The organism is Stenotrophomonas sp. BIGb0135 (assembly GCF_024810105.1).
Lineage (GTDB): Bacteria > Pseudomonadota > Gammaproteobacteria > Xanthomonadales > Xanthomonadaceae > Stenotrophomonas > Stenotrophomonas maltophilia_AB.
On the sequence record NZ_JANUDX010000006.1, the window covers coordinates 34,373 to 59,568 of the forward strand.

The window sequence follows — 25,196 nt, forward strand, 5'->3', positions numbered from 1 at the left end:
CATGCAGGGGCAGATCACATTGCCGACGTGGGATTCGCTGGCCGAGCTGGACGACGAGGCGCTGCCGCTGTTGCCCACCGCGCTGCTGATCGCGCGTGACGAGTACCCGGACCTGGACCCGAAGGTCTACGACGCGGTGCTGCAGAGCCATGCCGACCACCTGCGCACCGAAGTGGACACCATCGAGCACTGGCCGCTGAAGATCGCCGCGGTCAACCGCCACCTGTTCGACGAACTGGGCTACGGCGGCGACCACGGCGAGTACTACGACCCGCGCAACAGCTACCTCAACCAGGTGTTCGAGCGCCGCCTCGGCAACCCGATCTCACTGGCGCTGGTGCAGATGGAAGTCGCGCGCCGACTGGGCATCCCGCTGGACGGGGTGTCCTTCCCCGGGCATTTCCTGGTGCGGCTGCCGGTGGATGACGGCATGCTGGTGATGGATCCCTTCAATGGCGGGCGCCCGCTGGACGTGGAGGAACTGCGCGAACGCGCCCGCTCGCATCTCGGCGGGGAAACCCCGGACGACCACGTGCTGGCCCAGATCCTGGACGCCGCGCCCGCGCGCGCGATCCTGATGCGGATGCTGCGCAACCTGCATGGCGTCTACGTCGAACGCGGTGAATGGGACCGTGCCGCGCGCAGCGCCGACCGCCTGCTCAAGCTGGCCCCGGAACAGGACGACGCCCTGCGCGATCGTGGCCTGGCCTACCTGCACCTGGACTACCAGGCCGGCGCCCACCGCGATCTGGGCCTGTACCTGCAGCGCAACGGCCAGGCCAGCGATGCCCAGTGGGTGCGCGAGAAGCTGGTGGAGATCGGCGGGCGGGCACCGCGGCTGCATTGAGGGGAAGTCGGTTGCCGGGTTGCCGGGTTGCCGGGTTGCCGAGCATGGCTCGGCACTACCTGGGGAAGGCAACATTGGCTGCGACCGGGTAGAGCCGAGCCATGCTCGGCATTACCGGCGGAACGGAACGTTGGCTGCGACCGGGTAGAGCCGAGCCATGCTCGGCATTACCGGTAGAACGGAAAATTGGCTGCGATCTGGTAGAGCCGAGCCATGCTCGGCTGCTTTCCCCCGCAGGCCAAGGAACCAGGCCGCTGCCCTCAATCGACCTCGACCATCTCGAAATCGTCCTTGGTCACGCCGCAGTCCGGGCAGGTCCAGGTCTCGGGAATGTCTTCCCAGCGCGTGCCCGGCGCGATGCCTTCTTCGGGCAGGCCGTCCTCTTCCCTGTACAGGAACCCGCAGACAACGCACATCCAGGTGCGGAAGGTGGTGGCGGTGGCATCGGTCATTGGATAATCACGGCTGGGCAAGAACTGGCGAAGGCCATTGTCCCACTCCCGTCGTACTACCGGTAGCCACCGATGACTCCAGCTTCAGCCTCCACGCCCCGCGCGCGCGGCGTTTACCTGATCACCCCGGACGATGCCGACACCGCGCGCCTGCTGGCGCGCACCGCGCCGCTGCTGGCCGCTGGCGCCACCTGGCTGCAGTACCGCAACAAGGGCGCCGACGCCGCACTGAAACGGGCGCAGGCCACCGCCCTGCAGGCGCTGTGCGCCGAACACGGCGTGCCGCTGATCATCAACGACGATCCACTGCTCGCCCAGGCCGTGGGCGCTGCCGGCGTGCACCTGGGCGGCACCGATGGCGACATCGGCGCCGCACGGGCGCTGCTCGGGCCGGATGCCATCATCGGCGCGTCCTGCTACGACCAGCTGGCCAACGCCGAGCGTGCCGTCGCCGCCGGTGCCAGCTACGTGGCCTTCGGCGCGTTCTTTCCCACCACCACCAAGGTCACCACCAGCCGCGCCACGCCGGACCTGCTGCGGCAAAGCGCCGCGCTCGGCGTACCGCGGGTGGCGATCGGCGGGCTGAGCCCGGACAATGTCGGTCCCATCCTCGATGCCGGCGCCGATCTGGTGGCCGTGGTCAGCAGCGTGTTCGCCGCCGCCGATCCGGTCGCCACCCAGCGCGCCTTCCTCGCCCAGTTCCCGTAATACCCAGGACACCCCATGAACCACGACCAGTCCCACGCCCTGTTCACCCGCGCCCGGACGCTGCTGCCGGGCGGCGTCAATTCGCCGGTGCGCGCGTTCAAGTCGGTGGGCGGTGAGCCGTTCTTCGTCGAGCGTGCCGACGGCGCGTACCTGTACGACGTCGATGGCAACCGCTACATCGACTATGTCGGTTCGTGGGGCCCGATGATCGTCGGCCACAACCACCCCGCCGTACGCCAGGCGGTGAAGCACGCGATCAACAACGGCCTGTCCTTCGGCGCGCCCTGCGAAGCCGAAGTGACCATGGCCGAAACGCTCACCCGCCTGGTGCCGTCGTGCGAGATGGTGCGCATGGTCAACTCAGGTACCGAGGCCACGCTGTCGGCAATCCGTCTGGCGCGCGGGGCCACCGGGCGCAGCCGCATCGTGAAGTTCGAAGGCTGCTATCACGGCCACGGCGACTCATTCCTGGTCAAGGCCGGCAGCGGCATGCTGACCCTGGGCGTGCCGACCTCGCCGGGCGTGCCGGCCGGCCTGAGCGAACTCACCCTCACCCTGCCCTACAACGATGTCGACGCGGCCACCGCGCTGTTTGCCGAGCAGGGCGAGCACATCGCCGGGCTGATCATCGAACCGGTGGTCGGCAACGCCAACTGCATCCCGCCGCGCGAGGGTTACCTGCAGCACCTGCGCGCACTCTGCACCCAGTACGGTGCGCTGCTGATCTTCGACGAGGTGATGACCGGGTTCCGCGTCGCCCTCGGCGGTGCGCAGGCGCACTACGGCATTACCCCGGACCTGACCACCTTCGGCAAGATCATCGGCGGCGGCATGCCGGTGGGCGCCTACGGTGGCCGTGCGGACCTGATGGAGCAGATCGCCCCGGCCGGCCCGATCTACCAGGCCGGCACGCTCAGCGGCAATCCGGTGGCGATGGCCGCCGGCCTGGCGATGCTGGACCTGGTGCAGGCACCGGGTTTCCACGACCGCTTGGGCGCGGCCAGCGCGCGCCTGTGCGCGGGGCTGGAGGCAGCCGCCGCCGAGGCGGGCGTGGCCGTGACCACCAACCAGGTGGGCGCGATGTTCGGCCTGTTCTTCACCGACCAGAAGGTGGAGACCTACGCCCAGGCCACCTCCTGCGACATCAGCGCATTCAACACCTTCTTCCACGCGATGCTCGAGCGCGGCGTATTCTTGGCACCGTCGGCGTACGAAGCCGGCTTCATGTCCAGCGCGCACGATGACGGCGTGATCGATGCGACGATCGCTGCGGCGCGCGAGGCGTTCAAGGTCGTCAAGGGCTGAGCGGGCGCATGGCGCCACGCCCTGCGTGGCTGCCGTTCGATCAGGCATTACGTGCAGCCACCCATGGGGTGGCTCTACGCGGATGGCTCGCCGCAGCCACCCATGGGGTGGCTCTACGCGTGCAATCCGACCATCGTAGAGCCACGCCATGCGTGGCTGCTGTTCGATCAGGCATTGCGTGCAGCCACCCATGGGGTGGCTCTACGCGTGCAATCCGACCATCGTAGAGCCACGCCATGCGTGGCTGCTGTTCGATCAGGCATTGCGTGCAGCCACCCATGGGGTGGCTCTACCTGTGCAATCCAACCACCGTAGAGCCACGCCATGCGTGGCTGCTGTTCGATCAGGCATTGCGTGCAGCCACCCATGGGGTGGCTCTACGCGTGCAATCCGACCATCGTAGAGCCACGCCATGCGTGGCTGCCGTTCGATCAGGCATTGCGTGCAGCCACCCATGGGGTGGCTCTACGCGTGCAATCCGACCATCGTAGAGCCACGCCATGCGTGGCTGCCGTTCGATCAGGCATTGCGTGCAGCCACCCATGGGGTGGCTCTACACGTGCAATCCGACCATCGTAGAGCCACGCCATGCGTGGCTGCTGTTCGATCAGGCATTGCGTGCACTCACAGGACGGCAGCTACGCGTCAGCCGAAAACGAATCGGCCCTTCATCATCGCGAAGTGGCCCGGGAACGAGCAGAAGAACGTGTAGTCGCCGCCCTTGGCCAGCTTGGCCGTGGCGAAGGTGACGCTGGTGCTCTGGCCGCCGCCGATCACCGCCGTATGTGCCAGCACCCGTGCATCGGCCTTGGGCAGGTAGCTGTCGGCCAGGGTCATGCGCATGCCCGCCATCGCCACCGGCTGGTAATCGGCGCTGCGGGTGAGCACCCAGTTGTGGCCCATCGCGGTGGCGGCCAGTTTGCCGGTGTGGCGCAGGGTCAGCTTCACCTGCGTGCAGTCCGCGCCGACCTTGATCTCCTTCTGGCTGAAGCTCATCTGGTCGGTGCTGTCGATGGTGACCGCGCACACGCGGGCGTGGGCAGCCGGGGCCAGCATCAGGCCGGCGAGCAGTACGGGGGCAAGCAGGTTCACGGCGATCTCCAACACTCAGTCCGGAGATTCTAGACAGCCGCTTGCCCGCCCACCTGCGACGCGATGTCGCAGCGCGCACCCGGAGTAAGGTACGGTCGGCACTGGACCTGGACGAACGTTGCCGATGCCGGTTGCCGTGGACTGCCTGCTGCTGGATTTCGATGGCGTGCTGGTGCGCCATGCGCGCCACGTGCGCGTGCGTCACCTCGCCGCCAGCACCCGCCGCAGCGCCGCACAGGTGCAGGCCGCGCTGTTCGACAGCGGCCTGGAGCAACGGCATGACGCCGGGCTGGACAGCGCGCTGTACCTGCAGCAGTTGGGCACTGCATTGGGCACCCCGGTGAGCATCGCGCAATGGCAGGACGCGCGCATTGCCGCGTCATCGCCGCAGGACGGGGTGATCGAACGCGTCGAACGCATCGCGCGTGATCTGCCGATCGCCATCCTGACCAACAACGGCGCGCTCATGGCCCAGACCATCCCGCGCATCCTCCCTACCCTGGCCGAGGCCCTGAGCGGGCGCATCCTGTGCAGCGGTGCACTCGGTGGACGCAAACCGGACCCGGCCGTGTTCGTGCAGGCCGTGACGCTGCTTGGCACGCGCGCCGAGCGCACGCTGTTCATCGATGACCTGTTCGTCAACGTGCGCGGCGCGCGGCAGGCGGGATTGCAGGCGGAGACGGCGAGCGACAGCCGCGGTATCGGCAAGGTGTTCAAGCGCTACGGCCTGGCGTAGAGCCGACCGTGGGTCGGCTCTGTTCGCCCCAAGACAACAGCGGCCGACCCTCGGTCGGCGCTACCGCGACGCGATGAACCCGGCAATCGCGGCGTGCAGCCGCTTCAGGCCTTCGGCGATTTCTTCATCGGTGATGTTCAACGAGGGCACGAAGCGCAACACGTCCGGACCCGCCTGCAAGGTCAACAGACCGTGCTCGGCGGCATGGTCGAGGATGGCACCGGCCTGGCCGGCGAAATCCCTGTCCAGCACCGCACCCAGCATCAGGCCGCGGCCGCGCACCTGGCTGAACACCTTGAACTCGTCGTTGATCCTGCCCAGGCCATCGCGCAGCGCCTGCGACTGGCGGCTTACGTTGTGCGCGATCTCCGGCGAAGACAGCTTGCGCAGCGCCACGCGCGCCACGGCCGCCGCGAGGGGGTTGCCGCCGAAGGTGGTGCCGTGCGCACCGAACTGCATCACCTCGGCCACCTTCGGGCCGGCCAGCATCGCGCCGATCGGGAAACCGCCGCCCAGGGCCTTGGCCAGGGTGACGATGTCCGGCTTGATGCCGTCCTGCCAGTGCGCGAACAGCGTGCCGGTGCGGCCCATGCCAGCCTGGATCTCATCGAGCACCATCAGCGCGTTGTGCTGGTCGCACAGTTCGCGGATGCGCTGCATGAAGCCCGGCTTGGCCGGCATCACCCCGCCCTCGCCCTGGATCGGCTCCAGCATCACCGCGGCCACGTCGCCGGCCGCCATCGCGGTTTCCAGCTGCGTCTCATCGTTGAAATCGACGTAGCGGAAGCCACCGGGCAACGGCTCGTAGCCTTCCTGGTACTTCGGCTGGGCGGTGGCGGTCACCGCGGCCAGGGTGCGGCCATGGAAGCTGCCACGGAAGGTCACGATCACCCGCTGATGGGCGGGGCGGCCCAGCGAGGAGGCCCACTTGCGCACCAGCTTGATCGCCACTTCATTGGCTTCGGCGCCGGAGTTGCACAGGAACACCCGCTCGGCGAAACGCGAGGAGGTGACCAGTTCTTCGGCCAGGCGCAGCGGCGGCTCGCTGTAGAACACGTTGCTGGTGTGCCAGAGCTTGCCGGCCTGCTCGACCAGCGCGGCGGTCAGGTCCGGGTCGTTATGGCCCAGCCCGCACACGGCGATGCCGGCGGCCAGGTCGATGAACTCGCGGCCCCGGGTGTCCCAGACGCGCGCGCCCTGGCCGCGTTCGAGCACCACCTGGCGCGGTTTATAGACCGGCAGGTAGTAATGCGACAGGGACAACAGCGGATCGGTGGCAGCGGCGGTCATGGCGGTCAGGGGGTGCGGGAAAGTCCCATTCTCGCGCTTTGGGCCGGTGGGGCACAATGCAGCCCATGCGACCGTTCACCGCCCCCCAGCTCAACCCCGCCACCGAGACCGGCTGGCGCCGGACCTGGTTCGACATCATCTACCGGCACGACACCCGGCCATCGCGCAATTTCGACCTGCTGCTGGTCTACGCCATCATCGCCAGCGTGCTGGTGGTCATGTTCGACAGCGTGCAGCGCTTCCACATCGCCCACGCCAGCTGGCTGTACGTGCTGGAATGGGGCTTCACGGTGCTGTTCACCGCCGAGTACCTGCTGCGGCTGGTGGTGGTCCGGCGCCCGCTGCGGTACGCATTCAGCATCTGGGGCATCATCGACCTGGCCTCGATCCTGCCGACCTACCTGTCGCTGTTCATTCCCGGCGCACAGAGCCTGCTGGTGGTCCGCGCGCTGCGCATCCTGCGCGTGTTCCGCATCCTCAAGCTGACCCGCTACATCGAAGAAAGCGGTGTGCTGATGGAATCGCTGTGGCGCAGCCGGCGCAAGATCCTGCTGTTCCTGTTCACGGTGGTGACCATCACGATCATCGCCGGCACCCTCATGTACGTGATCGAAGGCCCCAACCACGGCTTCACCAGCATCCCCAGCAGCATGTACTGGGCGGTGGTGACCATGGCCACGGTCGGCTTCGGCGACATCGTGCCGCAGACCGTGCTCGGCCGCTTCGTCACCTCGGTGCTGATCCTGATCGGCTACAGCATCATCGCCGTGCCCACCGGCATCTACACCGCCGAGCTGGCCAGCACCATGCGCGACGCCGACCTCGCCGCGCGCCGCGATGCCCGTGGCTGCGCGCACTGCGGGCTGGAAGGCCACGAACCGGATGCCCGGCATTGCCGCCGGTGCGGCGACGCATTGCCCGATACCTTCAATACATAACTTCGATCCACCCCGGCGCGCTGCACGCACCGGGGGGGATCGCACTGCCGCTTACTGGCGGTTGCTCTGGAACACCAGGCTGTTGTATTCGTTCAACAGGCGCCCGGCCGAGCCTTGCGGCGCATGCGACGGCGAATCCAGCATGCGCTGTTCGAAGTCGCTGTACGGGGTCTTGTCGGCCACGCGCTTGATCCGCTCCTTGCCCTCGCGACGGAAATTCTCCGCGGCGGTCTCGAAGCTGTTCCAGTCCATCTTGCCCGGTTCCTGGTCGGCCACCTTGGCGTGCGCTTCGTCGGCGATGGTGTTGAACGCGTCCAGTCGGGCGCGCCCCTGCACCACGTCGAAGTCATCTTCGGCCATCAGGTCCATCAGCGACTTGGCCTCCAGCATGATGGCCAGGCGGTAGTACGTGCGGGTGCGGCCTTCCTGCTTTTCCAACGCCTGCAGCTGGGCCTGCTGGGCGCGGTCGTTCTCGGCCTCCAGCGCGGTGCTGAACACTTCGCTGGCCTGCACGAAGGCGGCCAGCGCGTCCATCAGCGGGGCATGCATCGCCTTGCCGCGCGCGTAGCCGTCGTCTTCGAAGTCTTCGCGCTTGTAGTAGTCGTAGGCCGCGTGGGTGAGCGGCTGCAGGGCGTGCAGGCTGTCCAGGTAAACCTTGGCCGCCTTGTCCAGCTCCGGCAGCGCCGGCGCGGCAGCGATCGCGGTGGGAATGGCGGCATCGCAGGTCTTGAGGTCGTCGGCGTCCAGGTCCGGCGGTCCGATCGGACGTTCTTCGCGACCGCTCGGACCGACCTTGGGATCCTTCATCCAGCCCGTGTAATAGCCGATGCCGCGATGGATGCCGGAATCGACATCGTTGTAGCAGTCGATGTAGCTGTTGAGCTTGGCGGTCAGTGCCTGCTCGGCATCCTGCGCAGCGGTATCGGCCGCCTTGCCGGCCTGGGTCACCGCATCGGGGGCGGCGCCCGGGCTCTTGCCGCCACAGGCGGTGAGCAGCAGCGACAGCGCTACAGCCAGCGGGGCGACGGGAAGCGTACGGATCATGCGTGACATCCTTGTTGGAAACGATTTCAGCCGCGCATTGTACCCAAGCCCACCGGCGCTGCCGACCGCAGCGCGCGCCACTCAACCGCGCCATGCGGTTGCGCATCTCCACCAGGTCGTTGTAGTTGGCCATCACCGTGCGCGACGCCGAGCACGCGCGATGCCCGCGGCTGTCCGCACGGTGGGCTGGATGGACGCGCGCCCGATGCGCTGCGTTGCCGCCACTGCGGCGAGAAACGGCCGCCGGTGTCCAACGCCGGAGCCCTGAAGGCGTGCACGCGGCAGGGCGTGCGCCGCCCCGCTGCGTTGACGCTGTCGTCGCCGACAGCGACGTGGCGCTGCGCCTCAGCGCGACAGCTGGTTGCTGGCGTCGACCAGATCGTTGTAGCTGTCGGTCACCGCTTCGGCCGAGCCCTGCGGGTTGCCGATGCGGCCGCCGCCCTGCATCAGGATCTGCTCGCTGCGGGTCAGCGGCTTGTTTTCCTGCAGGCGGTCCACGCGACGACCCGCGTCCCGGGCCAGCCCGTCGGCAGCGCGCTCGAGGTGGCCCCACATGGCATCACCCTTGCCGATCTTGTCGTCCTGGGCCTGCTTCAGCAGGGCCTGGAAGGCGGCCAGCTGGGTGCGGGCCACGGCCAGGTCCGGCGTCTCGGCCGTCAACAGCGCCACCAGCTGCTTGGCGTCGCCCACGATCCGGAGCTGGTAGTAGGACGCAGAGCGCCCTTCGGCCGCTTCGATCTCCTTCAACTGGGCGCGACGACGCTCATCCTCGCGCGTCTCCAGCGCCGCATCCAGCGCATCGCTGGCCTCGAAGAACGCCGTGTAGGCCTGCATCAGCGGGCCGTGCTGGGTGCGCATGCCCGCGTGGTCGTCGCGCAGGTAGTCCTCGCGGGTGTAGTAGCGGTCGGTCTGTTCGATCAGCGCGTACAGGTCAACGAAGCGTTGCTGGTAGGTGCGCGCAGGCGGATCCAGCGCCGCATCGGCCGGGGTCATCGCCAATGCCGCCACCATCGGTTCATTGCACAGCGCGACGCGGTGCGACAGCACCATGCCCGGTCCGCGCACGTGCGCCTCCTTGCCGGTCGGGCCTGCCTTCGGATCCTGCATCCAGCCGGTGTACTGCTGGAAGCCTTCATGGATGGGCTGCTCCACCGCGTTGAAACACGCGATGTAGGCATTCACCTTCTCAACGCCTTCCGTATCGACGGCATGCGAGGGGCCTTTGCTGCAGGCACCGAGCAGGCCGATGACGGCGATGGCTGCGGCGAGCGATGCACTTCGTTTGCGATGGGACATTCAACAGACCAGACAAAAGGGGGCACGCACAGTAGCAGCCGGGCGTGGAGCTTTTGTCGACGCTCTCGCCCTGCAACGCTGCCGCAGGCTCACGCCAGGAACTGATCCGGCAGCAGCGCGCGTGATGGATCCACCGCGTAGACGCTCCAGCTCGGTGATGCGGGGCCGTGCCGATGGGACGAGCCGCGGTCGTGGATCCGTGCCCCGCCGCAGCGCGACAGGTTCAGCGCGAACCCCGGATCCGGCTCAGTCGATTGCTGGCGGCGACCAGGTCGTTGTAGCTGGCGTTGAGTTCCTCGGCCGACCCCTGCGGATTGCCGATCCGGCCACCGCGCTGCATCAACATCTGCTCGCTTTGGGTGAGGGGCTTGTTGGCCTGCAGGCGTTCGACGCGACGGCCGGCGTCACGGGCGAGCACATCGGCGGCGCGCTCAAGGTGTCCCCACATGGCATCCCCCTGACCCACCCTGTCCGCTTGGGCCTGCTTCAGCAGCGCCTGGAAGTCGGCCAGACGGGCACGCGCGAGCGCCAAATCCGGGGACTGGCCGCCCAACTGGGTCACCAGCTGCTTGCCATCGCCGAGGATTTTCAGCTGGTAGTAGGCGGCAGAGCGCCCTTGGTCCGCTTCGATGTCGTCCAGTTGCGCCTGACGGCGCTCATCTTCCCGCGCATCCAACGCCGCGTTCAGGACGGTGCTGGCCTGAAAGAACGCCGCGTACGCCTGCATCACAGGGCCATGCTGGTTGCGTACGCCGGCGCGATCATCCCGCAGATAGTCTTCGCGCGTGTAGTAGCGGTCTACCTGCTCGATCAACGCGTGTAGTTCAAGGAAGCGCTGCTGGTACGCCCGGGCGACGGGATCCAGCGCGGCATCCGCAGGCACCATGGCCAGGGCGGCGACAATCGGATCCTCGCATCGGTCCACGTTGTGTGACAGGGGCACGCCAGGGCCGCGCATCCCCTTCTCGGTTCCTGCAGGACCGGCCTCCGGATCTTTCATCCAGCTGATGTAACGGAGATAGCCTTCGCGGACAGGACCCTCCACCGCGTTGAAACACGCGATGTAGGCGTTGGTTTTCTCGATGCTCTGGGCGCTGGGCATAGCGGGAGCCCCCTTGCTGCAGGCGCCGAGCAGGCTGACGAGGGCAACGACGGCAGCCAGGGACAGGTGATGATTTCGGCGGGACATACGGCGGCACACACGGGAGGGGGCGTGCACGGTAGCAACTGTGCGTGCGATGGCTGCCGATCCCGGCGGGTGCTGACGCTATTGTCCGATCACTCCAGGAACAGATCCGGCAGCAACGGCTGCGACGGATCCACCGCATAGCCGCTCAGGTCGGTGATGCCGGCCTGCGCCAGCACCTCGTCGTCAAGCAGGAACTGCCCGCTGAAACCGGCCGCATCGCGGGTCAACACCGCATGCGCGGCATCGGCCAGGATCTGCGGCGTGCGGCAGCCGTTGATGTCCACGCCGGGAATCATGTTGACCGCGTCGGTGGCGATGATCGTGCGCGGCCACAAGGCGTTGACCGCCACGCCCTGCGGCCCGAACTCGGCGGCCAGGCCCAGGGTGACAAAGCTCATGCCCATCTTGGCCAGCGTGTAGCCGGTATGCGGCCCCCACCATTTGGGGTCCAGGCTTGGCGGCGGCGCCAGGGTGAGGATATGCGGGTTGGGCGCCTGCAGCAGGTAGGGCAGGCAGGCCTGCGCGCACAGGAAACTGCCGCGCGAATTGACCTGCTGCATCAGGTCGAAGCGCTTCATCGGGGTGTCCAGCGTGCCACGCAGCCAGATCGCGCTGGCGTTGTTGACCAGGATGTCGATGCCGCCGAAGGTGTCCACGGTCGCGGCCACCGCCGCGCGTACCTGGTCTTCCTCGCGGATGTCGCACTTGAGCGCCAGGCCCTGACCACCGGCGGCGGTGACCGCCTCGACGGCACTGTGGATGGTCCCGGGCAGCTTCGGGTTGGGCACCGCCGACTTGGCCGCGATGGCAACGTTCGCGCCATCCTGCGCCGCGCGCAGGGCGATGGCCAGGCCGATGCCGCGCGAGGCGCCGGTGATGAAGAGGGTCTTGCCTTGCAGACTGGCCATGTCGCGTGCTCCGGCGAAATCGGTGATCGGCCCAGTATGCCGCGACCACGCGCAATTAACCGCCCCTTGACGATAGTGACGCTCCGGTTACCGCTGCGAGGTTCCTGCCATGCGCCGTTCCCGTTGCCTGCTGCCCGCCGTTGGCCTGCTGTTGATCACCACCGCCTGCCAGGGCGGGTCGTCCGAGCCGCCCCGCGCCACGACGCCCGGGCCAGCCACCGGCACGGCGCGCATGGCCGCCGACAGTGCGCTGCGCTGGAGTCCCGCAGTCGTGTGGAGCGGCGACCTGAACAGTTGTCGCCAGGGCGAGGCTGCGGCCACCCGCGATTGCCTGACCAAGGCAATGCAGGCCGGCGGCGCCAGCGCCGATGCGGTTACCGCCGCCGGGCAGTTGTCCAGCGCCGGCGAACTGGCGTATGTGACCGCGTGGCATGAACAGGACGGCATCGGCGTGGCCACGGTGGCCTACCCGTTCCGCGCCAATACCAACGAAGGCACGCGGCTGATCGACGCCGGCGGCAAGCGCATCGACGTGGACACCGTACAGCTGGACGACACGCTGCGCGCCGATCCCGGCGTGCAGGCGCTGCTCAACGCCCATCCCCAGGCAACGCCGTTTGCGCCGGCACAGGCGGCGGGCGGCACGCCGCTGGAAGGCGGCGGAGTGCGTCTGGTGTACCGCACCCCGCTGCGCGAGTGCCACGCGTGCGCGGACGTGGGCCAACTACAGATCGGTTACGACTTCGACGCCACGCGGCACTTCGTCGGGCAGCATGTGGTGCCGACACCCGCACCGTGATCCGGCCGGGCCGGCCACCCGCAGCCGTCCATCATGGCGCGCTTGACGCGTATCGCAGCACCTGCCGCCGCAACAGACGCGGCACGATCCAGCGATGCACCGGCGCCACCGGCAGCATGTACAGCCGCCCAAACGCGTTATGGGTGTGGACCACCGTGGCGATCTCCAGCAGATCGCCGCGCCATTGCAGCGCCAGCTGCACGCGCAGGTGGCGGTCGTCATCTTCCAGCACGATCGCATCGGACGTGCACTGCTGCAGGGTGAAGATGCCGAGCCGGTCGCCCGGCCGTGGATCGACGCTCTCCTGCACCGCGCGCAGCGAGCCCAGGTCCTTCATGCCGAGCAGGCCCATGCCCCGATTGCGCAGCGCCATCAAGCCATCGAACCAGCCCGGCACCGTGGCCGCCATGTCCGTGTAGGCCTGCAACGCCGAGCGCCCCTCGCGCGCCACGGCCGCCTGGCAGGCGTGCGCGAAGTCGGCGCCGGGCAACTGCGCATGCAATACGCTGCCGGCGCCAAGCGGCACCACCGCAACGCGCGGCGCGCTCACGGCTTCGGTCCCTGCCCTTCGTTGTCTTCCCAGTGCAGGATTTTCCGGGTAACGAACCGGTACACCGGCTTGCCGGTGCGGAACCACAGATCACGCACCCACGAGGTGCGCTTGAGCAGGCGCTTCTCCACCGGGGTGAGCGACTCGCGGCAATACATGCGCTTGTGCTTGAGCAGGTGGCGCAGGTCTTCGCGCGCCAGCAGGCGCATCCAGCGCGACCGCGGGTTGCCGATCACCGCCAGCTGGAAATCGATCAGCGCCGGCGAGCCGTCCTCGCGCACCAGCCAGTTGGCTTCCTTGGCCAGGTCGTTGTGCGCGATGCCGTGCCGGTGCACGCGCTGCAGCAGCCGGCGCGCGGCGCGGAAGTAGGCCAGGTCGCCACGCGGCGGGCGCTGGTACATCGCATCGCCGGGCATGAAGCTGCGGTCCAGCCAGCGCCCGTTCCAGGCCAGCAATGCCGGGGTGTCGGCCATGCCGTCCAGGTGCGCCAGCGCGTGCGCCTCGCGCCGGGCCAGCCACCAGGCCGGCAGTCGCAGCCACCACGGGGTCGCCTCCAGGTCGCGGCGCACGAAGCGCTGGCCGTCCTGCTCGACCAGCAGGATGCGGCCGAAGCTGTCGGCCTTCAGGGCATGGGGAGCGGGATCGGGGGCGGGCTTCATCGGCTCATTCTAGGCGGGCGATCGCGTTCATTCACTGTAGATGTCGCGCGTTGGCCCCTGCTGGCCGGCAGTCAGTCACCTTCCGCCCCCTATAATCGCGTGATGGACTCGTCATGGATCGATGCCACGCTTGCGTGGATCTCAGCTCACCCCGTGCTTGCCGGCGCGGTCATTTTCCTCATTGCCTTCTGCGATGCGGTCATCGTGCTGGGCGCGATCGTGCCGGCGTTGCCGCTGTTGTTCGCGGTCGGCGTGTTCATCGGCCTGGGCCAGATTTCCGGCCCCTATGCGGTGGCCTGTGCGGCGCTGGGCGCGTTTGCCGGCGACGGCATCAGCTATTGGATCGGCCGGCGCTGGGGTGATCGGCTGCGCGGCTTCTGGCCCTTCAGCAAGTACCCGCAACTGCTCGACCGCGGCGAGACGATGTTCCGCCGCAATGCCTTCAAGAGCATCCTGGTGGCGCGCTACGTCGGCGCGATCCGGCCGTTCGTGCCGGCCATCGCCGGCATGATGAAGATGCCGCTGTCGCGCTATGTGCAGGCCAGTGGCGTTGCCGCCCTGTCCTGGGCGGTGTTGTTCCTTGCCCCGGGCTGGGTGCTGGGCGAGGCCTACGACGCCGTCGCGGCGGTGGCCGGGCGGCTGGTGATGGTGCTGGGCCTGGTCGCGGTGGTGATGGGCGCGGTCTGGGCGATCGTGCTGTACAGCTACCGCTGGTCGGCCTCGCGCATGGACAGCTGGCTGGCCGCGCTGCTGCGCTGGTCGCAGCGCCACCCCACGCTGGGCCGTTATTCGGTCTCGGTGTTCGATCCGCAGCGGCGCGAGTCGGTGCCACTGGCGATGCTGGCCTTGATGCTGTTGTTGCTGGGCTGGTGCTGGTTCGCACTGCTCATGGCCGTGGTCGCACACGGCGAGCCGTTGCGCCTGGACCTGGCCGTGCACGACGCGATGCTGGCGCTGCGCAACCCGCTGGCCGACTACCCGATGGCCGCCCTGGCCTCGCTGGGTGCCTGGCAGGTACTGCTGCCGGCAACCGCGGTGGGCATGGGCTACCTGGTCTGGCGCCGGCGCTGGATGGCGGCGGCGCATTGGCTGGCGGCGCTGGCCTTCGGCCTGGCCCTGTGCAAGCTGCTGGGTGCCACCGTCCACGTGGTGCGCCCACCGGATGCCAGCAGCGGCTTCGGCTTCCCGTCGGTGTCGGTGACCATGGCCACCATCATCTTCGGCTTCTTCGCCGTGCTGATCGCACGCGAGCTGCCCGGCCGCACCCGCGTATGGCCGTACCTGCTGTCGGGCATCGTGGTCAGCCTGATCGGCTTCGCGCGCCTGTACCTGGGCGCTCACTGGCTGAGCGATGTGATCGGCGGGATGCTGTTCGGCATCTTCTGGCTGCTGGTGCTGGGCATCGCCTACCGCCGCCGCTTCAACCGCTCGTTCTGGGTCAAGCCGGTGGCGTGGTTGTTCTACGGCACCTTCGCGGTGGCCGCGCTGTGGTACGCGCCGCGCAACATCCCGCTCAAGCTCGCCCGCTTCGAACCGGCCCAGCCGGCACCGGTGGACGTGGCCGCCGCTGCCTGGTGGCAGGCGGAATGGAAACAGCTTCCCTCGCGCCGCAATGAGTTCGATGACGACCAGCGCTGGCCGCTGGACGTGCAGGTGGCCGGGCCGCTGGCGCCGCTGCAGCGCCGCCTGGAGAGCCAGGGCTGGCGCGTGCAGCCGCAGGCCGGCTGGGAGCAGGCGCTGCTGATGCTGGACAAGTCGGCCACGCCGGAGGACGTGCCGGTGCTGCCGGCCACGCTGGATACCCAGGTGGAATCGCTGCTGATGCTGCGCCCGGGCAATGCGCCCAACGAGATCTTCGCCCTGCGCCTGTGGCCGGCGCCGACGCGCCTGCAACCGGGCAACCAGCCGCTGTGGCTGGGCAGCGCGCAGACGCTGCACTACCAGCAGCATGTCCACCTGATCGGGATGTGGCGGCCGATGCGCGGCATCGACCCGTCGCTGTCGGCGGTGCGCGAGGCACTGGATGGCCTGCCGCAGCAGGTCGATACGCATCCGGACACGCAGATGCCGGTGCTGCGGGTTCGGACGCCGGCAGCGGAGTGATCCTCGCGCCGTTCATGCCATGCATGGACGGCGCGCAGGTAAACAGCGGGTGATAGGGGCGCGCCCGTACCGGCGGGATCGCCCGGTGTGCGCCGGTCGGGCCTTACGGCATCCAGCCCAGCAGGTCTTCCAGGCGCTGGTGCGGGTCGTCGTGCTGCAGCAGTTGCAGGCGCTGTGGCTCGTCCAGCGGCAGCAGCTCGGCCAGCCGCCAGCCGACCCAGGCCGCCTGTTCAAGCTGGGCCGGGTGGCTGGGTGCGAACGCGCTGCCGGCCTGCTCGATGATGTGCTCGAGCACGGTCGCCAGCAGCGCATGCTCGGGCCGCAGTTCGTCGTCGTGGTCGGGCGTGCTCCACTGCACGTCGGCCAGGATCAGCCCGTTGTCGCGCACCCGCGTGCGCAGGACGTGGAAGCGGCGCTGGCCGCGCAGGCGCAGCATCAGCACGCCGTCGGCGCCGACGTCGAAATCCTCGATCCGCGCCTCCACCCCGTAGGCGGCCGGCGATGCCGGTGCCCCCACTTCCTCGCCCTCCAGGATCAGGCAGATGCCGAAGTTGCTTTCCTGGCGGCTGCACTCGCGCAGCATGTCCAGGTAACGACGCTCGAACACGCGCAGGCCCAACGCAGCGCCGGGCAGCAGCACCGCATGCAGCGGGAACAACGGCAGGGAGACGGTCTCGGTCATGCCATGCGCCGGCTCAGGACGCCTGCAACTGCGCCAGGAAACGGCGCGGCGCGCCGTCGAAGCCGCCGTTGGACATGAACACCACGTGGTCGCCCGGCTGCGCGATCCCGCCGAGGCGGGCGAGCAGTGCGTCGGTGTCGGGCACCGCGTGGGCGTCTCCGCGCACGGCGGCGATCACCCCGGCCGCGTCCCAGGCCAGCTCCGGCCGGTGCAGGAACACCACCGCATCGGCGAGCGCCAGCGACGGCGCCAGCGCCTGCGCATGCGCGCCAAGCCGCATCGAGTTGCTGCGCGGCTCCATGGCCACCACGATCCGCGCATCGCCGACCTTGGCGCGCAGGCCTTGCAAGGTGGTGTGGATGGCGGTGGGGTGGTGGGCGAAATCGTCGTAGATGGTGATGTCGTGCGCCTGGCCGATCACTTCCATGCGGCGCTTGACGCTGCGGAAGCCGGCCAGCGCCGGGATCACTGTCGCCAGGTCCACGCCCACCGCATGTGCGGCGGCCAGCGCGGCCAGGCCGTTGAGCACGTTGTGGCGGCCCAGCAGCGACCAGCGCACTTCATCCACGCGCGCGCCGCGATGATGCACCACGAAGGCACTGCCGTCGGCGCTGACCAGTTCGGCATGCCATTCCAGACCCGGATCGAAGCCGAACCGTTCCACCGGCGTCCAGCAGCCCATCGCCAGCACCTCGGCCAGGTAGGCATCCTCGCCGTTGACGATCAACCGCCCGCGCGCCGGCACGGTGCGGATCAGATGATGGAACTGGCGCTGGATCGCCGCCACGTCCGGGAAGATGTCGGCGTGGTCGTATTCGAGGTTGTTGAGGATCGCCACCAGCGGGCGGTAGTGCACGAACTTGCTGCGCTTGTCGAAGAAGGCGGTGTCGTACTCGTCCGCCTCGACCACGAACTCACGCCCCTGGCCCAGGCGCGCGGACACGCCGAAGTCTTCGGCGACGCCACCGATCAGGAAGCCCGGCTCACGGCCGGCGGCCTGCAGCAGCCAGGTCAGGATGGTGGTGGTGGTGGTCTTGCCGTGGGTGCCGGCCACCGCGAGCGTGTCGCGGCCGGGCAGCACCTGTTCGGACAACCATTGCGCGCCGGAAATATAGCGCTGGCCGGCATCGAGTACCGCTTCCACCGCCGGGTTGCCGCGCGACAACGCATTGCCGACGATCACCGCGTCGCAGTCGGCGGCGACGCTGTCGGCCCGGTAGCCGGGATCCAACGCGATCCCCAGCTGTTCCAGCTGGGTGGACATCGGCGGATAGATCGCCTGATCGCTGCCACGGACCGTCTGGCCCAGTTCCCGCGCCAACGCGGCCACGCCGCCCATGAAGGTGCCGGCAATACCAAGGATGTGAATCGTGCTCATGCGTCGGATTGTCGCCGATCCCCTGCGTCGTCGGCCATTGTCGTCAGACAATTCCTCAATCGATCATAGGAAGAATTTCGCGGGGTGTCGGGGAATCCCCGATAGCGAGCTAGTGTGAATACGGACACAATTGCGCTGGCCAGCCGTGGTACCCCATTGGTCCTACTCCCCAAGAGGCCATCCCCAGGGGAGCTCATGCTGCGGGGCTCTGAGCAAGCCCGTTCGCTGGCACCTAAACCGCACGCCTGGCCCTTTCGGGGGCCGGGCGTGTGTGTTTATGCGGCCTGGCCGAACAGCAGCGCTGCCGAGGCAGCGCCGCCGCGGGCTCAGCCGTGGATCGCGGCGCGGATGCGCGCTTCCACGTCGTCCAGCTCGCCCACGCCATCCACGCGTGCCAGCGTGCCGCGACCGGCGTAGAAATCCACCACCGGGGCAGTCTGATCGTTGTAGACCTGCAGGCGCTGACGCACCGACTCGGGGTTGTCATCGGCGCGGCCCTGTTCGGCGGCACGGCCGGCGATGCGCTCGACCAGCAGTTCGGTCGGCACGTCCAGCTGCACGACGGCATCCAGCGGCTGGCCGATCTTCGCCAGCAGGGTGTCCAGCGCATTGGCCTGGGCCACGTTGCGCGGGTAACCGTCGAGGATGAAGCCGTTGGCCACGTCGGCCTGGCCCAGGCGCGATTCCAGCATGCCCAGCAGGATGTCATCGGACACCAGGTTGCCGGCATCCATCACCGCCTTGGCCTGCGTGCCCAGCTCGGTGCCTGCGGCCACTTCGGCACGCAGCAGGTCGCCGGTGGAAATATGCGCAATCGACAGGTGTTCCTTCAGGCGCGTCGCCTGTGTCCCCTTGCCCGAACCGGGCGGTCCCAACAGAACCAATCGCATCAACCTGACTCCAACTTGGTAAAAAAATGGAAGGGCGCGCGCCCCGGGATTGTCCACAATCACGCTGCACCGCAATACGCGCACTTTACCCCATACCGGTAATGTCTCTGCAATGTCCTTCCCCCAGACCAAGGTCGACCCATGTCCAAAGGTACCCTGCTCTACGCCCAGTCAGGCGGCGTCACCGCCGTCATCAACGCCACCGCCTCGGCGGTCATCAGCACCGCCCGGGCCAAGGGAATCAAGGTCTTGGCCGCGCGCAACGGCATCCTGGGCGCGCTCCGTGAAGACCTGATCGACACCAGCCGGGAGACGGCGGCCGCCATCGCCGCGCTGGCCCATACCCCGGGCGGGGCCTTCGGCTCGTGCCGCTACAAGCTCAAGTCGCTGGAGGCCGACCGGGCCCGCTACGAGCGCCTGCTGGAGGTGCTGCGCGCCCACGACGTGCGCTGGTTCCTCTACAACGGTGGCAACGATTCGGCCGACACCGCATGGAAGGTCTCCCAGTTGGCCAAGGCCTTCGACTACGACCTGACCTGCATCGGCGTACCCAAGACCATCGACAACGACCTGGCGGTCACCGATACCTGCCCCGGCTTCGGCTCGGCAGCCAAGTACACCGCGGTGTCGGTGCGCGAGGCGGCGCTGGACGTGGCCGCGATGGCCGAGACCTCCACCAAGGTGTTCGTCTACGAGGCGATGGGCCGCCACGCCGGCTGGCTGGCCGCGGCCGCCGGGCTGGCCGGGGAAGGCCCCGACGATGCACCGCACATCATCCTGCTGCCCGAGCGGGCCTATGACGAGGCCGCCTTCCTGGCCAAGGTCAAGCAGGTGGTCGAGCGCGTTGGCCACTGCGTGGTAGTGGCCTCGGAGGGCATCCAGACCGCCGATGGCCGCTTCGTCGCCGATGCCGGCGGCGGCAAGGATTCGTTCGGGCATACCCAGCTGGGCGGGGTGGCCTCGCAGTTGGCGGCCCGGGTCAAGGACGCGCTCGGCTACAAAGTGCATTGGACCCTGCCCGACTACCTGCAGCGCTCGGCGCGGCACATCGCCTCCAGGACCGACTGGGAACAGGCGCAGGCGGTAGGCAAGGCCGCGGTGCAGTTCGCGCTGAAGGGCCAGAACGCGGTGATGCCGGTGATCGTGCGCGGCAGCGACGCGCCGTACCGCTGGAAGATCGAGGCGGCGCCGCTGCACAAGGTGGCCAACCACGAGAAGAAGATGCCGGCCGGTTTCATCCGCAAGGATGGCTTCGGCATCACCGCCAAGGCCCGCGCCTACCTGTCGCCGCTGATCAAGGGCGAGGCACCGCTGCCCTATGGTGCCGACGGCTTGCCGAAGTACGTCACGCTCAAGAACGTGGGCGTGAAGAAGAAACTGCCGGCCTGGCAGGACGGCTGAGCCGCGCCTGACGGTGGCACGCCCGCGGGCATGCCATCGCCGAACCGCGCCGATCGGCAATTGCGGCGCACCCGGACGCCTCATACAATCGCGCCCAGCCGGCAGGACATGCCGGCCTTCGCACCCGCGACCCACCTCCGCACTTGCGTGCGATGACAAGGACTGTACCGATGAAGCGCCAAACCCTGTTTTCCGTGCTGCTGCTCGCCGCCGCGGCTCCCGCCTTCGCCGATACGTGCGAAAGCAGCTTCCAGAAGAAGGGCAATCCCCTTTCGGGCACCACCTACACCGCCTCGGTGACCGTGCCCGACCTGACCGTGAAGAGCGCGATCGGGCAGATGAACGTGATCGCCAAGGGCAACAACATGGACGTGTTGAGCCTGGATGCCGAGAACGGCGCGATGCTGATCGAAGATCCGCAGACGGCGATGCACAAGACCATTCCGATCATCATCAGCGCCACCAGCGAAGGCCGCACCGGCACCGTGGCGATGACGGTCAAGCTCAATCCGGGCGCCTTCGCCAAGGCCGACGCGGTCCGCGCCGAGATGTGCAAGATGCTGACCCAGGTCAAGCCGGGCAAGGCCGGCGACCAGCTGGCGGCATCCGCGCCGAAGGCCTCGACGGTGAACATTTCGGCCAGCGATTTCGGCTTCCAGCTGCGTACGCAGAACAAGGACAACCCGGCCGCGATCGAGCCGCGCTACAAGGGCAAGGTGTACTCGATCACCGGGCGGGTCAACGGCGTGCTGAAGAGCGGTGGCACCTACAACACCGGCTTCGAGCTGCCGAGCGGTTCGAGCGGCATCGATTTCGAGAGCGTGGCCATCACCTGCGCCTTCGCCCCGAGCCAGGCCGCCTTCGCGCTGGCGCTGCGCCCGAAGGAGAAGGTCACCCTGGTCGGCGTGGTGGACCATTACGACCAGATCGGACGGGTGCTGTGGCTAAAGGACTGCAAGGGCAACTGAGTCTAGCTCGTCGCGGATGACACCCAAGCCCGGATCGGCACTGCCATCCGGGCTTTTTCGTGCTTGTGCCGGTAATCGCCCTGGGCGGAACGGATTATCGGCAGGCCTTGCCTTCCACCGCCATCTGCGCGGCAAACATCGGGATCTGCGCGATCTTGCCGGCGGCGGCCTGCTGCTTGGCTTCTTCGAGGTAGATGCGCGACTGGCCCTGCCCGTCCAGCTCGGCCTTCTGGGCCACCGGCAGGCGCCACACGCGCACCACCGCCTGCTGCGCCGGGCAGCTGGCATTGGGCACGCGGATCACGTCATTGAGCTTCCAGCCCTTGGCTTCGCTCGGCTGCGCCTTGGCGAAATCGACGAAGCGCGCGCGCGGCTGGCATTGCTCGCTGGTACGCACCACCGCGAACGTGTACGGCTGGGCGGCGTTGGTGGTGAACATGCCTTCCAGGCGTGCGCAGGCTTCGGGGATCTGGCGCAGCGTGTGCGCCGCCCCCACCGCCTGTGGCGCGCCGGCCGCGCGTTGCAGCTCGGGGGTTTCGGCGGCGCTGGCCGCGACGGCGGGCAGCAGCGCCAGCCAGAGCAGGTGACGGGTGGACATGGCAGGTTTCTCCGGGAGCTGGGGATGGAGCGAGGCTGCCAGCGGACGGCTGAACGGCGTGGCAAGGCGTGCCGTCTTGATGGGCGTGCTGGCGAGCGTGGCTGGGCACTACGGGTGCGGGGACTGCTGCCGAGCATGGCTCGGCACTACGGGTGTGGGGACGTGCTGCCGAGCATGGCTCGGCACTACGGGTGTGGGGGCTGTGCTGCCGAGCATGGCTCGGCACTACCGGTCTGCGGGCTGTGCTGCCGGGCGTGGCTTGGCATTACCGGTCTGCGGGCTGTGCTGCCGAGCGTGGCTCGGCACTACAAGTCTGGGCGCGTGCTGGCGGGCGTGGCTGGGCATTACCGGCCTGCGAGCGTGCTGCCGAGCATGGCTCGGCACCACAAGTCTGGGCGCGCGCTGGCGGGCGTGGATGGGCACTACCGGTCTGCGGGCGAATGCCCGCATACTCGCGGCCACCAGGGATTGCTGAACACCGCCACACGCTTGATGACCGGGCACGGTCTGAACGGGTTGGTCCAAGGTTGCAGCCCGTTGTGCCCCCGCGTGGAGAGGTTCATCCGTTCACTGGATGCCATTCCATCACCCGGGAGGGGACATGCTGGAACGTTATGGGCTTTCTCTGGCGCTGTTCTGCGCCATTCTCGCGATTCTCTACGGCATCGTGTCGGCACGCTGGATCCTCCGGCAACCGGCTGGCAATGCCCGCATGCAGGAAATCGCCGCCGCCATCCAGGAAGGCGCGCGCGCCTACCTCAACCGTCAATACCTCACCATCGGCATCGCCGGGGTCATCCTGTTCGTGCTGGTCGGGGTGTTCCTCAGCTGGTACACCGCCGCCGGTTTCGCGATCGGTGCGGTGCTTTCCGGCGCGGCCGGCTACATCGGCATGAACGTCTCGGTGCGCGCCAACGTGCGCACCGCCGAGGCCGCGCGCCATGGCCTGAGTGCGGCCATGGACGTGGCCTTCCGCGGAGGCGCCATCACCGGGATGCTGGTGGTCGGGCTGGGCCTGCTGGGCGTGGCCGGCTACTACGCGCTGCTGTTGCGGATGGGGCTCGATACCGCCACCGCGCTGCATGCACTGGTCGGGCTGGCGTTCGGCTCCTCGCTGATCTCGATCTTCGCCCGCCTCGGGGGCGGCATCTTCACCAAGGGCGCCGACGTCGGCGCGGACCTGGTCGGCAAGGTCGAGGCCGGCATTCCCGAGGACGATCCGCGCAACCCGGCGGTGATCGCCGACAACGTGGGCGACAACGTTGGCGACTGCGCCGGCATGGCCGCCGACCTGTTCGAGACCTACGCGGTCACCGTCATCGCCACCATGCTGCTGGGCAGCCTGATGATCGCCGAGGCAGGCCGCAACGCGATCCTGTATCCGCTGGTGCTGGGCGGGGTCTCGATCATCGCCTCGATCGTGGGCGCGCTGTTCGTCAAGGTGAAGCCGGGCGGCTCGATCATGGGCGCGCTGTACAAGGGCGTGATCGTGTCCGGCGTGCTGGCGGCGATCGCGTTCTACCCGATCACCACGCAGCTGATGCCGGACAACGCGCACGGCGCGCTGAACCTCTATGTCTGCGCGTTGATCGGGCTGGTGCTGACCGGGCTGATCGTGTGGATCACCGAGTACTACACCGGTACCCAGTACAAGCCGGTGCAGCACGTGGCGCAGGCCTCCACCACCGGGCATGGGACCAACATCATCGCCGGCCTCGGCGTGTCGATGAAGTCGACCGCCCTGCCGGTGATCGCGGTGTGCGCGGCGATCTGGCTGGCGCACCATTTCGGTGGCCTGTACGGCATCGCCATCGCCGCCACCGCGATGCTGTCGATGGCCGGCATGATCGTGGCGCTCGACGCTTACGGCCCGATCACCGACAACGCCGGCGGCATCGCCGAAATGGCCGAGCTGCCCTCGGAGATCCGCGACATCACCGACCCGCTGGATGCGGTCGGCAACACCACCAAGGCGGTCACCAAGGGCTATGCGATCGGCTCGGCGGCGCTGGCCGCGCTGGTGTTGTTCGCCGATTACACCCACAACCTGCAGGCCGCCAACCCCGGGGAGGTGTTCGCCTTCGACCTGTCCGACCACACGGTGATCATCGGCCTGCTGATCGGCGGCCTGATCCCCTACCTGTTCGGCGCGATGGCGATGGAGGCGGTGGGCCGTGCGGCCGGTGCGGTGGTGGAGGAAGTGCGCCGCCAGTTCCGCGAGATCCCCGGGATCATGGAAGGCACCGGCAAGCCGCAGTACGACCGCGCGGTGGACATGCTGACCCGCTCGGCGATCCGCGAGATGATCGTGCCCTCGCTGCTGCCGGTGGCCGTGCCGGTGGTGGTCGGCCTGCTGCTCGGACCACGTGCACTGGGCGGCCTGTTGATCGGCACCATCGTGACCGGCCTGTTCGTGGCGATCTCGATGACCACCGGCGGCGGTGCCTGGGACAATGCCAAGAAGTACATCGAGGATGGCCACTTCGGTGGCAAGGGCAGCGACGCGCACAAGGCCGCGGTGACCGGCGATACCGTCGGCGATCCCTACAAGGACACCGCCGGCCCGGCGATCAACCCCCTGATCAAGATCATCAACATCGTGGCGCTGCTGCTGGTGCCGCTGTTGTAGGGCAAGTGCTGCAAACACGCCCCGGTGCTACGCCGGGGCGTGTTCATTGGTTTTGATCGCGGCAGGCGCGTGGCCTACGAGCGTCGGGGGCGCAGCATCCGCCATAACAGCAGGATGCTGCCCGCCACTCCCCACATCGCGGCCATGGCCAGCAGCAGGTCCGGAACGTCGTCGCGCGGCAACGGACTGCCGATGAAGGCCGCCGCGCAGAGGAGCAGCCCCATGCCGCTGGGCAGCCAGGCACCGCGCCATGCCGTATAAGCGAAGAGCGGTACCAGCGCACCGGTGAGCGTGATCGCCCCGACGAACGGCGCAAGCGACAGCAACGCCACCACCAACGCGCTCACCACGGCGCTCCATGCCATGCGGACGACATTGACGTGGGTCATCCGCTGTTCTCCCGATCGTGGCACTGCATTGCGCACCCTGCATGCGCAGGCTGGACGAAGGGGACATTCCCTGCATCCAGTCGTACGCCGCCGCGACCGATTCCAACCGGACCATGAAACAGGTCCCGGGTTTGCGGACCAGAAGAGAGGCAGTCGTCGGCCGCATCACGGTGCTGCCCTCCCAGCAAAAAGCTGTGGAAATTGCGGTTGAACGCATCTGCAACCGCTTGCTCCTGCTGGATCATGCTCCCCTCTCATTCCGTTGAAGACGGTGTCGCGAAGCTACTGCATGCGCAGTGCGATGCATATTGCATCGGCCGCCCCGTGCCGGGCCTCAGCCGCGGG

25 protein-coding genes are annotated in these 25,196 nt (G+C 68.2%); 10 read left to right on the plus strand and 15 right to left on the minus strand.

The window, feature by feature from the left end; translation table 11 throughout:
• Position 1: 1 nt before the first annotated feature.
• Positions 2-847, plus strand: coding sequence for a tetratricopeptide repeat protein (locus tag M2421_RS13385; RefSeq protein ID WP_259207482.1), 846 nt, complete (start codon positions 2-4; stop codon positions 845-847).
• A gap of 260 nt (positions 848-1,107) precedes the next feature.
• Here M2421_RS13385 and M2421_RS13390 read toward each other — a convergent pair whose 3' ends face one another.
• Positions 1,108-1,299, minus strand: a complete 192-nt coding sequence (locus M2421_RS13390; RefSeq protein WP_088432661.1) for a rubredoxin — start codon at positions 1,297-1,299, stop codon at positions 1,108-1,110.
• A 72-nt stretch (positions 1,300-1,371) separates the two neighbouring features.
• Between M2421_RS13390 and thiE the strand changes: the two genes are divergently transcribed.
• Together thiE and hemL are read left to right on the plus strand one after the other, a co-directional pair.
• Positions 1,372-2,007, plus strand: coding sequence for a thiamine phosphate synthase (gene thiE / locus M2421_RS13395; protein ID WP_259207491.1), 636 nt, complete (start codon positions 1,372-1,374; stop codon positions 2,005-2,007).
• A gap of 15 nt (positions 2,008-2,022) precedes the next feature.
• Entirely contained in the window at positions 2,023-3,312 is a 1,290-nt protein-coding gene (gene hemL / locus M2421_RS13400) for a glutamate-1-semialdehyde 2,1-aminomutase (RefSeq protein ID WP_259207493.1), read from the plus strand.
• A 645-nt stretch (positions 3,313-3,957) separates the two neighbouring features.
• Here the strand turns inward: hemL and azu are convergent.
• A complete protein-coding gene (gene azu, locus M2421_RS13405; protein WP_259207804.1) occupies positions 3,958-4,368 on the minus strand; it encodes an azurin in 411 nt (136 codons plus the stop codon).
• 160 nt (positions 4,369-4,528) lie between these two features.
• Here azu and M2421_RS13410 point away from each other — a divergent pair, with 160 nt between their 5' ends.
• Complete coding sequence (locus M2421_RS13410; RefSeq protein ID WP_259207496.1) at positions 4,529-5,140, plus strand: HAD-IA family hydrolase; 612 nt, start codon at positions 4,529-4,531, stop codon at positions 5,138-5,140.
• 60 nt (positions 5,141-5,200) lie between these two features.
• Here the strand turns inward: M2421_RS13410 and M2421_RS13415 are convergent, their stop codons facing one another.
• Positions 5,201-6,430 carry an acetylornithine transaminase gene (locus M2421_RS13415; RefSeq protein WP_259207498.1) on the minus strand — a complete coding sequence of 410 codons (1,230 nt, stop codon included), beginning with the start codon at positions 6,428-6,430 and terminating at the stop codon, positions 5,201-5,203.
• Positions 6,431-6,495: 65 nt separating this feature from the next.
• On the opposite strand from M2421_RS13415, the gene M2421_RS13420 reads away from it, so the two are divergent.
• Positions 6,496-7,368: an ion transporter gene (locus M2421_RS13420; RefSeq protein ID WP_259207500.1), complete on the plus strand. Its 873-nt coding sequence runs from the start codon at positions 6,496-6,498 to the stop codon at positions 7,366-7,368.
• A 51-nt stretch (positions 7,369-7,419) separates the two neighbouring features.
• Here the strand turns inward: M2421_RS13420 and M2421_RS13425 are convergent, their stop codons facing one another.
• The 4 genes from M2421_RS13425 to M2421_RS13440 all read right to left on the minus strand — a co-directional run bounded on the left by M2421_RS13425 (position 7,420) and on the right by M2421_RS13440 (position 11,805).
• Positions 7,420-8,412 carry a YiiG family protein gene (locus M2421_RS13425; protein WP_259207502.1) on the minus strand — a complete coding sequence of 331 codons (993 nt, stop codon included), beginning with the start codon at positions 8,410-8,412 and terminating at the stop codon, positions 7,420-7,422.
• A gap of 345 nt (positions 8,413-8,757) precedes the next feature.
• Positions 8,758-9,708, minus strand: a complete 951-nt coding sequence (locus M2421_RS13430; protein WP_259207504.1) for a YiiG family protein — start codon at positions 9,706-9,708, stop codon at positions 8,758-8,760.
• Between the two features lie 223 nt (positions 9,709-9,931).
• On the minus strand, positions 9,932-10,810 hold the full coding sequence (locus M2421_RS13435) for a YiiG family protein (RefSeq protein ID WP_259207505.1): 879 nt from the start codon (positions 10,808-10,810) through the stop codon (positions 9,932-9,934).
• 176 nt (positions 10,811-10,986) lie between these two features.
• Positions 10,987-11,805: an NAD(P)-dependent oxidoreductase gene (locus M2421_RS13440; RefSeq protein WP_259207506.1), complete on the minus strand. Its 819-nt coding sequence runs from the start codon at positions 11,803-11,805 to the stop codon at positions 10,987-10,989.
• Positions 11,806-11,914: 109 nt separating this feature from the next.
• Between M2421_RS13440 and M2421_RS13445 the strand changes: the two genes are divergently transcribed.
• Positions 11,915-12,604 carry a hypothetical protein gene (locus tag M2421_RS13445; protein WP_259207508.1) on the plus strand — a complete coding sequence of 230 codons (690 nt, stop codon included), beginning with the start codon at positions 11,915-11,917 and terminating at the stop codon, positions 12,602-12,604.
• 31 nt (positions 12,605-12,635) lie between these two features.
• Here the strand turns inward: M2421_RS13445 and M2421_RS13450 are convergent, their stop codons facing one another.
• Together M2421_RS13450 and M2421_RS13455 are read right to left on the minus strand one after the other, a co-directional pair.
• Positions 12,636-13,154, minus strand: coding sequence for a DUF2867 domain-containing protein (locus tag M2421_RS13450; RefSeq protein ID WP_259207510.1), 519 nt, complete (start codon positions 13,152-13,154; stop codon positions 12,636-12,638).
• Positions 13,151-13,813, minus strand: coding sequence for a serine/threonine protein kinase (locus M2421_RS13455; protein ID WP_259207512.1), 663 nt, complete (start codon positions 13,811-13,813; stop codon positions 13,151-13,153). The genes M2421_RS13450 and M2421_RS13455 overlap by 4 nt, the downstream gene beginning before the upstream one ends.
• A 102-nt stretch (positions 13,814-13,915) precedes the next feature.
• Between M2421_RS13455 and M2421_RS13460 the strand changes: the two genes are divergently transcribed.
• A complete protein-coding gene (locus tag M2421_RS13460) occupies positions 13,916-15,916 on the plus strand; it encodes a bifunctional DedA family/phosphatase PAP2 family protein (protein WP_259207514.1) in 2,001 nt (666 codons plus the stop codon).
• Between the two features lie 103 nt (positions 15,917-16,019).
• Here M2421_RS13460 and M2421_RS13465 read toward each other — a convergent pair whose 3' ends face one another.
• The 3 genes from M2421_RS13465 to M2421_RS13475 all read right to left on the minus strand — a co-directional run bounded on the left by M2421_RS13465 (position 16,020) and on the right by M2421_RS13475 (position 18,866).
• Positions 16,020-16,598 (minus strand): LON peptidase substrate-binding domain-containing protein, encoded by a 579-nt coding sequence (locus tag M2421_RS13465; RefSeq protein ID WP_259207516.1) that lies wholly within the window; start codon positions 16,596-16,598, stop codon positions 16,020-16,022.
• Between the two features lie 13 nt (positions 16,599-16,611).
• Positions 16,612-17,976, minus strand: a complete 1,365-nt coding sequence (gene mpl, locus M2421_RS13470) for a UDP-N-acetylmuramate:L-alanyl-gamma-D-glutamyl-meso-diaminopimelate ligase (protein WP_259207518.1) — start codon at positions 17,974-17,976, stop codon at positions 16,612-16,614.
• A 326-nt stretch (positions 17,977-18,302) separates the two neighbouring features.
• A complete protein-coding gene (locus M2421_RS13475; RefSeq protein WP_259207520.1) occupies positions 18,303-18,866 on the minus strand; it encodes an adenylate kinase in 564 nt (187 codons plus the stop codon).
• A 141-nt stretch (positions 18,867-19,007) separates the two neighbouring features.
• On the opposite strand from M2421_RS13475, the gene M2421_RS13480 reads away from it, so the two are divergent.
• Both M2421_RS13480 and M2421_RS13485 read left to right on the plus strand, forming a co-directional pair.
• Positions 19,008-20,267 carry a 6-phosphofructokinase gene (locus M2421_RS13480; protein ID WP_259207523.1) on the plus strand — a complete coding sequence of 420 codons (1,260 nt, stop codon included), beginning with the start codon at positions 19,008-19,010 and terminating at the stop codon, positions 20,265-20,267.
• Positions 20,268-20,437: 170 nt separating this feature from the next.
• Positions 20,438-21,235 carry a hypothetical protein gene (locus tag M2421_RS13485; protein ID WP_259207527.1) on the plus strand — a complete coding sequence of 266 codons (798 nt, stop codon included), beginning with the start codon at positions 20,438-20,440 and terminating at the stop codon, positions 21,233-21,235.
• A gap of 94 nt (positions 21,236-21,329) precedes the next feature.
• On the opposite strand, the gene M2421_RS13490 is transcribed toward M2421_RS13485, so the two are convergent.
• Positions 21,330-21,833: a hypothetical protein gene (locus M2421_RS13490; protein ID WP_259207529.1), complete on the minus strand. Its 504-nt coding sequence runs from the start codon at positions 21,831-21,833 to the stop codon at positions 21,330-21,332.
• A 601-nt stretch (positions 21,834-22,434) separates the two neighbouring features.
• On the opposite strand from M2421_RS13490, the gene M2421_RS13495 reads away from it, so the two are divergent.
• Positions 22,435-24,462, plus strand: a complete 2,028-nt coding sequence (locus M2421_RS13495; RefSeq protein ID WP_259207531.1) for a sodium-translocating pyrophosphatase — start codon at positions 22,435-22,437, stop codon at positions 24,460-24,462.
• A 74-nt stretch (positions 24,463-24,536) separates the two neighbouring features.
• Here M2421_RS13495 and M2421_RS13500 read toward each other — a convergent pair whose 3' ends face one another.
• Positions 24,537-24,851, minus strand: coding sequence for a hypothetical protein (locus tag M2421_RS13500; RefSeq protein WP_259207532.1), 315 nt, complete (start codon positions 24,849-24,851; stop codon positions 24,537-24,539).
• The gene (locus M2421_RS13505; RefSeq protein WP_259207534.1) at positions 24,848-25,096 is read right to left on the minus strand and encodes a hypothetical protein; all 249 of its coding nucleotides are present in this window, start codon (positions 25,094-25,096) and stop codon (positions 24,848-24,850) included. Before M2421_RS13505 ends, M2421_RS13500 begins: the two co-directional genes overlap by 4 nt.
• Positions 25,097-25,196: the final 100 nt, after the last annotated feature.